This window comes from Chromohalobacter sp. 296-RDG (assembly GCF_029889885.1).
Taxonomy (GTDB): domain Bacteria; phylum Pseudomonadota; class Gammaproteobacteria; order Pseudomonadales; family Halomonadaceae; genus Chromohalobacter.
On record NZ_JARANY010000062.1, the window covers coordinates 1 to 13,828 of the forward strand.

The window sequence follows — 13,828 nt, forward strand, 5'->3', positions numbered from 1 at the left end:
GCAGTCCGAGCGTGAGCAGGGCATCACCATCGATGTCGCCTATCGGTATTTCTCCACCGATAAGCGCAAGTTCATCATCGCCGACACGCCGGGCCACGAGCAGTACACCCGCAACATGGCGACCGGGGCGTCCACGGCCAGCCTCGCGGTGATCCTCATCGACGCGCGTCACGGCGTGCAGACCCAGACCCGGCGGCACAGCTTCATCGCCGACCTGCTGGGCATCCAGCACCTGGTGATCGCGGTCAACAAGATGGACCTGGTCGACTATTCCCAGGCGCGCTTCGACGAGATCGTCGCCGAATACCGTGAGTTTGCCGCCAAGCTCAACGCGCCGGATATCCACTTCGTGCCGCTCTCCGCACTGGAAGGTGACAACGTCGTCAATCGCAGCGAGAACATGCCCTGGTACCGCGTCGATGGGCAACCGGGGACGCCGTTACTCGAACTGCTCGAGACCGTCGAGATCACCCACGATCAGAATCTGACGGATCTGCGCCTGCCGGTGCAGTACGTCAATCGCCCGCACCTCGACTTCCGCGGCTACTGCGGCACGCTCGAGGCCGGCATCCTGCGGCCCGGCCAGGCCGTCAAGGTGCTGCCTTCGGGCAAGCACGCCACGGTCGAACGCATCGTCACCTTTGATGGCGATCTCGAGGTGGCCTATCCGGGGCAGGCGATCACCGTCACCCTGAGTGATGAGATCGATATTTCGCGGGGCGACTGGTTGGTCGCCGCCGACGCCGAGGTGCCGTTGGCCGACGCCTTCGAGGCCGATATCGTGTGGATGCACGACACCGCTCTCGAGACCGGCCGGCTTTATGACCTCAAGCTCGCGACGCAGGATCTCGCCGGTAAGGTGAGCCAGGTCGACTACCAGATCGACGTCAACACGCTCGAGCATCACGCCGCCGAGACCCTGGGGCTCAACGCCATCGGCCGTTGCCGCATCGAAGTCGCCGGTACGCTGCCGGTGGACGATTACCGCGTGAGCCCTGGCACCGGCAGCTTCATCGTCATCGATCGGCTGACCAACGTCACCGTGGGCGCGGGGATGGTGCACCGTACACTGGATACCGAGCTTCCTTATGAATATCGTGCGCATGACAGCCAGGCGGACGTGGTCTGGAACCGCACCAGCGTCACGCCTGAAATGCGGGCGCACATCAAGGGCCATACCGGCACATGCATCTGGTTCACGGGGCTCTCGGGGTCGGGGAAATCGACCCTTGCCAATAACCTGGAAGTGGAACTCAACCGGCGCGGGTACCACACCATGCTGCTCGACGGTGATAACATCCGCCATGGCCTATGCAAGGACCTGGGCATGACGGATGCCGCCCGCACCGAGAACATCCGCCGCGTGGGGGAGATCGCCAAGCTGTTCGCCGATGCCGGTATCATCGTGATCACTGCTTTCATTTCGCCGTTCTGCTCGGACCGCGACGCCGCCCGTGAGCTGTTCGACGAGGGCGACTTCATCGAGGTGCACGTCGATACGCCGCTGGATGTCTGCGAGCAACGCGATCCCAAGGGGCTCTATGAAAAAGCTCGCCAAGGCAAGATCAAGGACTTTACGGGGATCAATAGTCCCTATGAAGCGCCTCCCCAGGCTGAAGTGGTCGTGCAGAGCGCGGAACACAGCCAGCAGGAGTTGGTCACTCAGTTACTCAAGCGCGTCATGTGAAAAGCGTTATTTGGAAAAGAGTCATCTGAATGCGTGACAACACAAGGATGAGATGATGGCCCAAGCACGAATGCATCAGTCAATTGCGGGGCTCAGTCGCGGCAAGAAGCGTTTGGTGATGGTCGCGGCAGATCTTGTCGCGCTGCCGCTGGCGCTTTGGTCTGCCTATGCGCTGCGTCTCGCCGAGTGGTGGCCGGCACACTATATGGAGCCGTTTTGGTGGTTGTTTCTGGTCGTGCCGCCGGTCGGCGTGTTCGTGTTTGCCCGGTTGGGACTCTATCGCGCCGTGGTGCGCTTCATGGGACCTCAGGCGCTTTGGGCGGTGGTCAAAGGGGCATTGCTTATGGCGTTGCTGATGTGGGCATCGGCGTTCTTTTATAGATGGCAGATGTTCCCACGTTCGGTGCCCGTGAACTTTGCTTTGGTCACCCTGGTGTATGTGGGCGGTACTCGGCTGGTGGTGCGCAGTTATTATCAGTGGCTGATCAAGCACTATACCCAGAAGGAGCCGGTGGCCATCTATGGGGCCGGCGGTGCCGGAGCGCAATTGACGCTTGCGCTGGCCAATAGCCGCGAATTTTATACCGCTGCCTTTATGGATGATGACTCCACGTTGTGGGGCTTCACTATCAAAGGGATAAAGGTCCATAACCCGGCTCGCTTCAAGGCGGTGGCTGAGGAACTGGGCATCAAGCGTGTGTTGCTGGCCATGCCCAGTGCCAATAAGGCGCAGCGCAAGCAGGCGTTGGATAATCTCGGGGATGTGCCGGTACGTGTGCAAACCGTGCCTTCCATGCCGGAGATCGTCTCGGGTATTGCGAGCGTCGATCAATTGCGTGAGGTGGAGCTTGAGGATCTGCTGGGGCGCGATCCTGTCCCACCGCAGTATGATCTGGTGAATGCCAGTATTCGCGACAAAGTAGTCATGGTCACCGGCGCGGGCGGCTCTATCGGCAGCGAGATGTGTCGGCAGGTGCTCCGTGGTCGGCCTAAGGCACTGATTCTGTTTGAGGTGAGCGAGTTCGGTCTTTACGCCATCAATCAAGAGTTGGAAACGGCGCGTATCGAGATGGGGGAAAGCTTTCCCGTCGTACCGCTGCTCGGTAGTGTGTGTGATCGCAACCGTGTAGAGGCGGCGATTCACCACTATGGCGTACAGACGCTTTACCATTCCGCCGCTTATAAGCATGTACCCATCGTCGAGAACAACGTGTTGGAAGGGGTGCGCAACAACGTACACGGTACTCGCGTAGTGGCGGAAAGCTCCGCGAGCCTGGGCGTGGAACGCTGCGTGTTGATCTCCACCGATAAGGCGGTGCGGCCTACTAATGTGATGGGGGCGACCAAGCGCATGGCGGAGTTGGTGCTTCAGGACCTGGCCACGCGCTATGCCTTGAAGGACGGTCATCGCACGATTTTCTCCATGGTGCGCTTTGGTAATGTACTGGGCTCTAGTGGCTCGGTAGTGCCCTTGTTTCGGCGCCAGATCGCGGAAGGCGGGCCGATCACGGTGACGCATCCCGATATCACGCGTTTCTTCATGACCATTCCCGAAGCGGCGTTGCTGGTGGTGCAGGCCGGCTCCATGGCCGAGGGTGGGGATGTCTTCGTGCTGGATATGGGCGACTCGGTGAAGATCATCGACCTGGCACGGCGCATGATCCAGCTCACGGGCCTCGAAGTGAAAGACGAGGAAACCCCCGACGGTGATATCGAGATCGTCTATAGTGGCCTGCGCTCCGGTGAGAAGCTCTATGAAGAGCTATTGATTGGGGACAACGTGGTGGGGACCAAGCACCCCAAGATCATGCGTGCTCAGGAAGAAACCCTGACGCATCAGGAGCTGATAGCGCTGCTGGACGAGCTGCAAGCTGCCGAGCGAAACCTCGATAGCCAGCGCTCCTGTGCCCTCTTGAAAAAAGGCGTGAAGGGGTTTGCTCATAACGGTAATATGGTGGATTTGCTGCCGACGACGTCAGCTGAGACAGTTCGATTCTCTGTGCCGGCGGGCACTTCAAAGCATTAGCAATACGCATGTTTAAGACGCCCGGCCCCTCTCATAGGGTCGGGCGTCTTTGTGTCTGGATGTTGTTTTATAAATTTCCCCGGATATACGGCGTCTGGTATCCTATTGCGCTTTCAATGGCACGGGTGAGGCACTTACCTGTCTCGACGTGCGTAACAGCCGGATGGCGTGTGAACTCAGAGGTAAATCGTTCGATGGAAAGCAGCAGGTGGATGCCACGGGCCGGCTGGAAAAAAACGAATAAAGCGGTTGGTTGGGTAGCGTTATCCATCTATGCCTTCTCGTGGTTGATCAGTTTTGACCTTTCACGTTCGGCCGAGTCCGTTTTCATCCTGTGTTTCGTTATCGCTTGGTGCACGGAGCCGGAGCCGTCGGTCAAGTGGCATAAGGTGTTCCTTTTGCTACTGGCGTTCGTGGTGCTGCAAACGGGCGTGTACTTCTTTGCGGTAGAGCGCTTCCCGGATTTTGCCGATGAGCAGATAAAGGCCGCCAGGCATTTCTCCAAGCTGTTCCTGTGTATTGCGGTGGCGTGGTGGTTACGGGGCTCCATGCGAGCGGCCAAGTATTTGATGATAGTCTTCCTGGTGGGATTCCTCGTATCCCTGGCGATTCACTCCTCCACCGACGAGTGGTTGGCGGCCATAGGGGGAAGACGAGTGGATTTCGGCTATACGAACGCTCAACATACTGCCCTTTACCTGTCCCTCGTCTTGATCATGGGAGGAACGTTACTTGCTCGCTGCTTACAGCGGCCTGCCCGAGGGATCGAGTGGGGGCTGGCGCTGGGCATGACGATACTCGGCTTGGTGGGAGTCGTTGTCACCCAGACGCGGGCGGTCTGGTTGGCGTTGGTTATCGTGCTGACTTGTTTGTTGCTCGTGGGCCTGGTGTGTCTATGCAAGCAAAGTCTTCGCAAAGCTTTGAGCGCCAGGAGTGTGGTGGTGTTTATCACGGTGGCGAGTGTATTGGCAGTGCTCGGGTACTCGTTGGCACCAGTCTTCGAGAAACGCTTCCACGCTTCGCAAGCGACGATCCAGGCGCTCGAGGCGGGCGACATCGCCGATATCCGCTACAACAGCACCGGCATTCGTCTGCATACCTGGGTGTATGCCTTGGAAAAGATCTCTGAGCGTCCCTTGACGGGATGGGGAGGGGAGAGCCACAAACCATTGATCGATGAAGGCCCCTTCCCGGATCGAGTGAAACAACGCTTTGGGCATTTCCACAATTCGTATCTGGAGATCCTACTGGCCTATGGTGCCCTGGGAATGCTGGCGTTGGCGACGCTCACATGGATGATTCTCAAAGGGACTTTCTTGCTGCTCCGTTCCGATAAGCGTTATTGGGGAGTGGGGCTATTGTCGACCTGGGCGTTGTTCTTCATCGTCAATATGTTTGAGTCCTATCTAATCTTCAACTCCGGGATGTATTTCTACATCATCGTCGGTGGGGTGGGCATGTCTTTCTACCTGTTCAATGAGCATGATAGGGCGAAGGTGGTAGCAAGATGAATGTTGTGCTGTGTGCGGACGAAGGCTATGCACGCTACGGGGCCGTCGTTATGGCGTCCGCCATTGCTAACGCCTCCAACCCCGAGCGGCTACGTTTTTTCGTATTGACCACAGGGCTTGAGGAAGACACTCAGGAGCGCTTGCGTGGTTTGGTGGAGGAGGCCGAGGCTTCCATTCATATCATCGACGTCGATGTACAGGAGTTGCAAGGCCTGCAGACCGGCCGCTTCGGCACCGCGGCTTTGCTTCCATTGTTGATGCATCGCTATTTGCCGGTCGATTGCAAGCGTGTCATTTATCTGGATTGCGACGTTCTGGTGCTGGGTGACCTTGAGGGTTTGTGGTCCGTACCATTGGAGGGATACGTTGCTGCCGCAGCCATGGATCTGTGTAATCCATCCAGCAAGCATACCCGGCGCGACCCCGATAACTACTTCAATTCAGGCGTGATGCTGGTGGACTTGGTGGCATGGCGTAGCGAGCGAGTCGCCGAGAAGGCACTGGAATGTCTGCAAGCGGATGAGACCGCTCGTTATCCCGATCAGGATGCCTTGAATCAAGTACTGGACGGCAAATGGCGTCGGCTTGAGCCGGAGTGGAATTTCCAGCCGACTGCCTATGCGGCCATGGAAAAGCGCTACGCGCATCTCACTCAATACCTGCCTTCTCTGGAAGCGGCCAGTCGACAGCCGCGAATCGTGCATTTCATTGGGGCTATCAAACCATGGCATGCAAGGTGTGTTCATCCATTTCAAGATGACTTTATTGCCTACTCGCGCCTCACTCCCTGGCCCATCGAAAAAGCGGCGTTGAGATCTACGTTGCCGTGGGACAAACGTTTTCGCTTGTTATTGAAACAGCCCAAGATTCGCCGTCGTCGTATGTTGGTGCGGTCGTAGGCATGGTATTTATCGCGGAGTTGCACGTAATGCTCGACCCTTTTCAGTTACCTGCGGTTTCAACAATCAGCGGTGGTACAAAAAATGCCATCTTGTGGGAAGTCTGATGCGTACGCTAGTCGTAGTGCGTTCCCTCAAGATGGGCGGCATGGAACGTGTCGCCGTCAACCTGGCGGATGCGTTTGCCGATGCTGGACATGAAAGTCACCTGGTGAGCTTTCGCCGGGTAGAGAAACCGTTGGGTCCTTTGAATCCTGAGGTGAAGCAGCACCATTTGCCGTTGAGACACGTGAGCCGCTTGACCGTGCTCGGTTTTCTTCTCGAGCTTTTCGCGCGGTGGGTGCTCAATCCTTTGCTCAAGCGTGCCGTGTTCCTGGGGTCAGGGATCATGGGTGGGGTTGTGTTTCGTCTCTGGCTAAGGCGCTTCGAGCGTCGCCATGGGAAGGTTGATCGCATCGTCTTCCGTGGCCAGGGCACCTTTGAGCAGGTATGGACGTTTCGAGACCGTCGCGCGCGCTACGTGCTGGAAAATATCGTACGTGCGAGCAAGCCAAGTCTCAGTCGGCGGTTATTTGCGCGCTGTCTTTATCAGAACCGGCATTTGGTAGCCGTCTCTGAGGGCGTTGCCGAGACAGTACGCCAAGCGATAGCGCTATGGCGTTTTTCGCCGGCAAGTCTGGAGACCATTCCAAACCCTTGTCCCGTAGAGGATATACGCCAGGCGATGCTGGCGCCGGAGCCGGATATTCCCGCCGAGCCTTACATCGTCAACGTGGCGCGCATGGTCTCGGCGAAAGACCAGGCACTATTGCTGCGGGCCTATGCGTATTCCGGGGTGACGATGCCGCTGGTGCTGGTGGGTGACGGCTGCGAGCGGCCCAACCTCGAAGCATTGGCCTCGGACCTGGAGATCGCGGAGCGAGTGGTTTTTGCCGGCCAGGAGGAGAATCCCTATCCCTGGATGCATCATGCACGGCTGTTCGTGCTGAGCTCGCGCTTCGAGGGCATGGGCATTGTGCTTTTCGAGGCCTTGGCGTGCGGCACGCCGGTGCTGAGTGTGGATTGTCCAGGCGGTATTCGCGCGATTCTCAAGGGAGAGTTGGAGAGCAGTATTGTCGTACATAGCGAGAAAGATCTGGCCACGGGCATTCAAAAGGCCATCGAGGATCATCCCCCCGACATTGATGAGGCCTGGCTGGACGACTTCAAGTCGGAGAGGGTAGCGGCGCGGTTTCTGCGCTTACCTGACTGCTCTCGCTAGGGCGCGGATTTACATGTCTTTATAAAACGTTAGGCTTATGCAACGTGCTCGTAAATTGATATCATGCTAACTATTAAGAAAGCATGAAGCATATAACGAGGCACGACGCATGGAACATGGGCAACCGTATCTTATCTGCCGTTTGCAGCGACGGCACAAGCGAAGCGCATCTTCTTTTCTCTTGGTGAGGCTGGGGGGGTGGCGTGATGTCTTTGCTGCTGGGTGAGCGCCGATTGCCGGTACCGCCCGCGGGCGACCCCGCCTTCGCCCCCTTGGAAGACGCCCGTATGTACTGGCCGGTACAGCGGGCACGCTTGGCTAAAACGGTGAGAGAGAGCGCTCAATCCCTGGGCGTGCCCGTGGAAATGGGCTTGCTTCGTTTATGGAAGCATGCGTTACCGGGCGCCGCCTGGGTTGAGCGTATCGGTCTGCCGCGCCGCGCCGTTGAGCTATCGCTGAGTGAGAAGCTTGTCTTGCACGTGAATCCTAATGATTTGGTGCGAGCCACTCACTGGCAAGGATGGTCCCACAAATTACGGCCGACTTCCTCGGCGTTCATCTGGGACGGTGAGTGGGACCTACGCCGGGGTGACTTACGTACCAGTTCGCGTGCCCGCTTCATCCAGGATGTCGATGCTCATCGCGACGATCTAACCCAGTCGGCAGCTTTCGATAAGTACATGGCACGTTTGAAGGCCGGTAAACCCTGGTCGTCGCATCAGCAGGGTATTTTGCTGGATAGCGAAGCGCGCATTCTCACCTTCTTGCAGGTGTACTTGAGCTTCATGGACGACATGGCCGCGCGTGGATTCGACTCGACACGTGGGAAAGACATGCTGGGCGTGGCCGTCACGCGTGAAGGGCGGCTTCTCAAGATCAATCGTGGCCTGCATCGTCTGGCCATGGCGCAGCACCTGGGCTTGTCGAGCGTGCCCGTCATGGTGAAAGCGGTACACCGGGAATGGTGGGAGCGGGTGACGCAGGATGTCCCTGAAAAAGAGGCTCTCCACCGCTTACGGCGTTCCTTTCAGGGCTGTGTGCCTGAACGAGATCCGGGGCCAATGGATCCTGCGTTATAGAAGTCAAGCTCCAAAGGCGTACCTAAGTACGCCTTTTTTGCATATGTCATGTGTATCTATATTGCTACATGTGAGATATGATTTTTACGTTCAAGTTGTTAGAAAAATGTTCTTCTGTTTTACCCTTTTTGTTTTATATTCAAAGAGTTAACTGATTGGTCGCTGTGAGGGTTGTTGATGATAATTAGTCATAAGCATGGTTTTATGTTCATCCATTGTAGGAAGGTTGCAGGGAGCTCTATAAAAAATACGTTATGGCCTTATTTGGGAAAAGACGATATTGTTGTTGGCAGTCTTGATGAAATATTGAAAAATGGCCATATGCTCAATGCCGCAGCCAATAAAAATTTGTGGCACCCTAGGTCATTAAACGTTACAAGGAAGGCTGTTTTAGAAAAGATTTTGCATGGAAATACGCATCGCTACCGTAGTCTCATCAATACCTCTATCAAGGCTAAATATAAAAAGACGCTTTTTCATAATCCAGTCCACGCGCCTGCAGAAGCGGTAAAAAGATACTTCCCCTACGAATGGGAAAACTATTATAAATTCTGTTTTGTCAGAAATCCTTTCGATCAAGCTGTTTCGGAGTACTCGTATCAAACGAGAGGTATTAGCGATAATGTCTCGTTTAGCCATTTCTTGAAGGCGATGGCTGGTGAAGTCGAAGATCCTGGAATTGTGCCTCACGGCTTTAAAAGCAACTGGCCACTGTATACTATTGATGGCAAACCAGTGGTTGATTTTATAGGAAGGTATGAGTCGATAGAAGACGATTTCAAAAGGGTTTGTCAGGATCTCGGTATTCCCTGTGAAGAAAAGCTTTTAAAAGAAAAGGCAGGCAACAGGGATAAAGAAAAAGATGTGAGTGATTGGTATGACGAGGCAGATAGGGGAAGAATTCGTGATATATATAAAAACGAGATCAAGTATTTTGAGTACAAATAAATAGTTTGGTGTTTGATTATGCTGCAGAGTCTTTTTAGAGATAGGGTTGTTTTTGTTTCATACCCAAAGAGTGGAAGAACCTGGTTGCGCGCCATGTTGGGGAATTACTTGTGTTTGAAATACGAAGGAGAGGCCCCAACTTCTTTTGTAGACGTGAAAGCATTAAGTGATAAGCATAAACTGCCTAAGGTGAAGTTTACACACGATGGTGCGTCTATGAAGTCGGGCCTGAAATACGATCGCTTAATGTACGGACATCGAAATTATAAGAACAGCAAGGTCGTATTCGTTGGAAGAGATGTTAGAGACACCTTGGTTTCGGCCTACTTTCAGGCTACAAAGAGAATCAATGTATATGATGGTGACATTGGAGAGTTCGCCAAGAGTGAGTTGTATGGTGTTGATAAAATATTAAGCTTTTATAAGCTTTGGCATGAGGCCTATCAAGAATCTCGCTCATTTATGTATACAAGTTATGAGCTGATGCATGAGAACGCTCATAGAGAGCTGAAACGTGTCTTGAATTTCATGAATATCGGTGTGGACGAGGAACTTGTCGATAAGGCAGTGGCATCTTGCTCATTTTCCAATATGAAAACAATGGAAAAAGAGGGAGAGGGGACGTCATCAGCGTTTCAACCTGCTGATAAATCGGATTCCGAAAGCTACAAAACAAGGAAAGGGAAAGTCGGCGGATATGTAGACCATCTTTCGGAAGAAGACGTTGGTTATATACAGAAGCGTGCTCAGGCTTATGGGATTGACCTTGGTAATCCTTGGATGACCAAGTAGTACTTTATGCCAAAAATTATGGTTTTTGTTTAACATTCGTAAATTGATTTTTTTACCTTCCTGTTGGCTAACCATTGCGTCACGATAGAGCGTTATTCAAAGTGGAATGCCTGGATAGAACCTTGAGCATTGAAGCCTGTTTTCGCGGATGTGCTATCTTGGACGTAAAATGATACATGGATTACAATGCTATTAGTTAAGATGTTGGTATTTTCTGAGGTACATGTTCTCATTTCGAGATAGCCATGAAATACAGTGTTAACGCCATTTCGATACCGGATAATGTTGCCGAACGGCGACACCCCCATCCGAAAGATGGGGTAATCCGAGATGAGCAGTTAAAAAACTTTGATGAGAAATACATTTTTTATGATGTGTTTATTGATTCTGATAAGGATGAGCTGGTTGCAATTGGTCCGCCCGCCTTGAATTTGAAACCGTATGTAAAAAATCTGAAGGTCTTTGTGAACGGAAAGGAGAAGAAGTTTTCCCTTGCCGATTACCCGGAGCAAAAAGTTTCAATATTGAGGCTCAGGCTAACACGACAGGAAAAGTATGATGTCGTGTTGAAGTTCCCTGATTTCGAGCGTAAAATCTCTTTGAGGAATGAGTTTGTAGCGCCTGGCAAGAAAGTGTTGGCGACAATCTCTAAAAATAATAATGTTGCATGGGTCGACGACTGGGTTGAGTATTATAGAAATAATTATGCTGTAGATGATATCTACATATATGATAATGGAAGCTCCAATATTGACGAGCTTGAAAACTGTATCGGAGATAAAGTCAATATTATAAGGTGGGCATTTCCATTTGGACCTACGGCAAAGCGTTTTAGTTCGTTCGCGCAGCCCGTGGCTTTGAATCATTGTGTAAAGCGGTTTGTAAGGGGCGGCGTACTTTTCAATTTCGATATAGATGAACTCTTGGTATCCAGCGCAGAGAGGGTTATGGAAAATGTCTCTCGGAACGGCGTGGTTTACTTTGAGAGTCATAACGTACCCTACGTGAATCCTGGGAAAAGCGATTATTCGTTTCGCGATTTTAAGTACCGGTATCCGGAAAGGAAAGCGACTGCACGTAAGTTTGTTTGTGATGCTGATTCTGCTTTCTTGATTTCACCCCATAATACATGGCGCAAGAGGCGCTATTCCTTGGGGAGTCGATTGCAGAGAAACAAGCCGGAGGGGCTGGTAGATAACGAGTCCTATTTTTTGCATTTTCTCGGCATTACGACGAACTGGCAACCAGATTTGCAAAAACTGAAAGAAGTCGCTATAGAAGATTTGGTTGAGGATGAAAGCCATATACGGATGATGCCTGTGGCGAGGTAAACTAAGCGGTTAATACAAGCACTTGGAAAAGGAATTTCCAAATGAAAGATGATGCAAGGAGCTTTTTATTTGCTTCCGACCATTTGGGTGGCGGAGGCGCTCCGATCTCGATATTGAGCTTGGCCGAGGCGTTAGTGAAACGCGGCCATGACGTAACGATGGTTGTGCTGAGCGATAAAGTTCAGCATGACATGCCAAGAGGTGTGACGCTCAAGAAGATTCCGTTCACGTATAAAAATATCTGGCAGAAGCTAAAACGCTTTCGGCTTCATGCTCAAAAACTTGACGACTGGCTGGTTGAAAACAATCGGTCATATGATGTCATTATTGCCAATCTTTATTATACGCATCGGGTTGTGGCCCATTCTTCGCTTTCCAACAAAGCATGGTTATGTGTTCGCACCGATCCTACTCAAATGCTGCTGAGTAAGAAGGTTTCAAAATTCAAGATAAGACATGAAATCAATAATATTTATGGTGGGCGCCGTGTGCTTGCGATTTCTCATGGCATACTGGATTCCATGTCTGCTTATGGTGCCGTACCTCTACAGTCTGAAGTAATACACAATATCATCGATGCGGATGACATCGAGCGCCGTATGCACCAGGACGTCGAGGTAAGCGACTATATCGTCAGCGTGGGGCGCCTGGGGCTGCGGCAAAAGCGCTACGACCGACTGTTGCGCGCCTACAAGGCGAGCGGCATCGCGCAGAAGCTGGTCTTCGTTGGCGAGGGAGAGCTTGAAAACGCCCAGGCGCTGGTCCGTGAGCTAGGGCTTGAAGAGCGTGTGATTTTCCTCGGCCAGAAGAGCAATCCATATCCCTATATCCATCATGCCGACCTCTTGGTGCTGGCATCCGATTATGAAGGCTTTGGCCGGGTGATTGCGGAATCGCTCATTTGCGGTACGCCGGTGGTGAGCACCGATTGCCCCTCGGGGCCGCGGGATATCCTGACGGGGAAATTGGCCAACTATCTGGTGGCTTGCGACGACGAGGCGGCATTGGCCGAGAAGATCGCCAGCGCCGTCGCGGCACCGCCGCGTATCGACCCGAGCCATTATCAACGCTTCTCGCCTCACGCCATCGCCGAGCGCTACGAGGCGTTATTATGAGCTTGAGGTGCACCAGGATTCGATCTAAGTCGTTATAAGTCGTTATGACAGTTGAAAGTTGCTGTAAGCCATTATCAAAAAGCCCCGATTCGGGGCTTTTTTATTTTTACGGCGCCTGGCGTTTATTGCGCCTTAGGGCCGCGCGTACGTATTTCGAGATGCTCCGCAGCAGCCGCTTGCGGTCCCCGGTCTTAAGGGTGTGTTTCATGGTGTCGGCGAGCAGCGAGAAAGGGATTCGGCAGCCGTTCTTGAACAGGGCGTCGAGCTGCTTGTAACGGCGTGCCGACAGCAGCCGTTCCCGCTCGGCTGGGCGCAACTGGCGCCGAAGTTCGGCCTCTTCCTCGTCGATGATCGCGAAGATGCGGCCGATCTTGTCGCATGCGAACCGCTTCTTTGAGAGCCGGAAACCGGGGTGCACCCGGTGATTGAAGAGGGTCTGCTGTATCGAGCCGATGGCGGCGCCGTGACTGAGTGCCTGTATCACCAGCATGAGATCTTCCCGGTAGGCCAGCGATTCGTTGAAGCCGCCTATCCGCTGAAAGAAGGCCCGTTCGATCATGATGGTGGGCGCATGCGGGGAGGGCTCGTTGAAGAATAGATGCTGCGCACATGTCAGGCGCGGCTGGATGGCGCTCGCAGGTTGTGACTCGCTGTCTGCGTCGAACCGATCAAAAGAGCAGATGCTGATATCCAGCTTGTGATCCTGCATGTGCTGCAATTGGTGGGCGACCTTATGCTCGTAATAGAGATCGTCGTCGTCCAGAAAAGTGATGTACTCCCTCCTGGCCAGCTCGACGCCTCGATTGCGCGTTGCGGAAACACCGACATTGGCGGGATTCCGCGAGTAGCGGACGTTGGGCCCCAGAAAGGGCGCGACCTGCTCGTGCGTTGCCAACTGGTTGGCCGAGCCTTCGCCGTTGTCATCGACCAGTATCGTCTCGACCCGAGGATGCGTCTGGGCGATGACGCTGCGCAGTGCCGCTTCGATGAAGTGGGATCGCCCATGCATGGGGATGATAACGGAGACAAGCGGCACGTCGGTCATAGGGGAAGCGGATCGGTGATATTGGTGTGAAGCCGGATGGTAGCATGGCGGCTTATTCGGTTTTTATGACGCCTGCCAGTTTTGCGCCGGCCCGGCCAGCGCCTGTGTCTAGAGAAACGCTGCATAAATCCCGT

General features: G+C 53.7%; 11 protein-coding genes. 10 read left to right on the forward strand and 1 reads right to left on the reverse strand.

Going from position 1 to position 13,828, the window contains the following annotated elements; all coding sequences use genetic code 11:
• The 10 genes from cysC to OP495_RS14755 form a co-directional block, all read left to right on the forward strand.
• A partial coding sequence (cysC, locus tag OP495_RS14710; protein WP_280570350.1) for an adenylyl-sulfate kinase occupies window positions 1–1,687 on the forward strand: 1,687 nt, incomplete at its 5' end.
• A 55-nt stretch (window positions 1,688–1,742) separates the two neighbouring features.
• Window positions 1,743–3,713 (forward strand): nucleoside-diphosphate sugar epimerase/dehydratase, encoded by a 1,971-nt coding sequence (locus tag OP495_RS14715; protein WP_280570353.1) that lies wholly within the window; start codon window positions 1,743–1,745, stop codon window positions 3,711–3,713.
• 194 nt (window positions 3,714–3,907) lie between these two features.
• Window positions 3,908–5,224, forward strand: coding sequence for an O-antigen ligase family protein (locus OP495_RS14720; protein WP_280570356.1), 1,317 nt, complete (start codon window positions 3,908–3,910; stop codon window positions 5,222–5,224).
• The gene (locus tag OP495_RS14725) at window positions 5,221–6,123 is read left to right on the forward strand and encodes a glycosyltransferase family 8 protein (protein WP_280570357.1); all 903 of its coding nucleotides are present in this window, start codon (window positions 5,221–5,223) and stop codon (window positions 6,121–6,123) included. The genes OP495_RS14720 and OP495_RS14725 overlap by 4 nt, the downstream gene beginning before the upstream one ends.
• A 106-nt stretch (window positions 6,124–6,229) precedes the next feature.
• Complete coding sequence (locus OP495_RS14730) at window positions 6,230–7,384, forward strand: glycosyltransferase (protein ID WP_280570360.1); 1,155 nt, start codon at window positions 6,230–6,232, stop codon at window positions 7,382–7,384.
• A gap of 206 nt (window positions 7,385–7,590) precedes the next feature.
• Window positions 7,591–8,463, forward strand: a complete 873-nt coding sequence (locus tag OP495_RS14735) for a hypothetical protein (protein ID WP_280570363.1) — start codon at window positions 7,591–7,593, stop codon at window positions 8,461–8,463.
• A 177-nt stretch (window positions 8,464–8,640) separates the two neighbouring features.
• Window positions 8,641–9,411, forward strand: a complete 771-nt coding sequence (locus OP495_RS14740; protein ID WP_280570366.1) for a sulfotransferase family 2 domain-containing protein — start codon at window positions 8,641–8,643, stop codon at window positions 9,409–9,411.
• An 18-nt stretch (window positions 9,412–9,429) separates the two neighbouring features.
• On the forward strand, window positions 9,430–10,203 hold the full coding sequence (locus OP495_RS14745) for a sulfotransferase domain-containing protein (RefSeq protein ID WP_280570368.1): 774 nt from the start codon (window positions 9,430–9,432) through the stop codon (window positions 10,201–10,203).
• Window positions 10,204–10,448: 245 nt separating this feature from the next.
• Entirely contained in the window at window positions 10,449–11,534 is a 1,086-nt protein-coding gene (locus OP495_RS14750; RefSeq protein ID WP_280570371.1) for a hypothetical protein, read from the forward strand.
• 41 nt (window positions 11,535–11,575) lie between these two features.
• Window positions 11,576–12,649, forward strand: coding sequence for a glycosyltransferase (locus OP495_RS14755; RefSeq protein WP_280570374.1), 1,074 nt, complete (start codon window positions 11,576–11,578; stop codon window positions 12,647–12,649).
• Window positions 12,650–12,755: 106 nt separating this feature from the next.
• Here the strand turns inward: OP495_RS14755 and OP495_RS14760 are convergent, their stop codons facing one another.
• Window positions 12,756–13,694 carry a glycosyltransferase family 2 protein gene (locus tag OP495_RS14760; RefSeq protein ID WP_280570377.1) on the reverse strand — a complete coding sequence of 313 codons (939 nt, stop codon included), beginning with the start codon at window positions 13,692–13,694 and terminating at the stop codon, window positions 12,756–12,758.
• Between the last annotated feature and the right edge of the window lie 134 nt (window positions 13,695–13,828).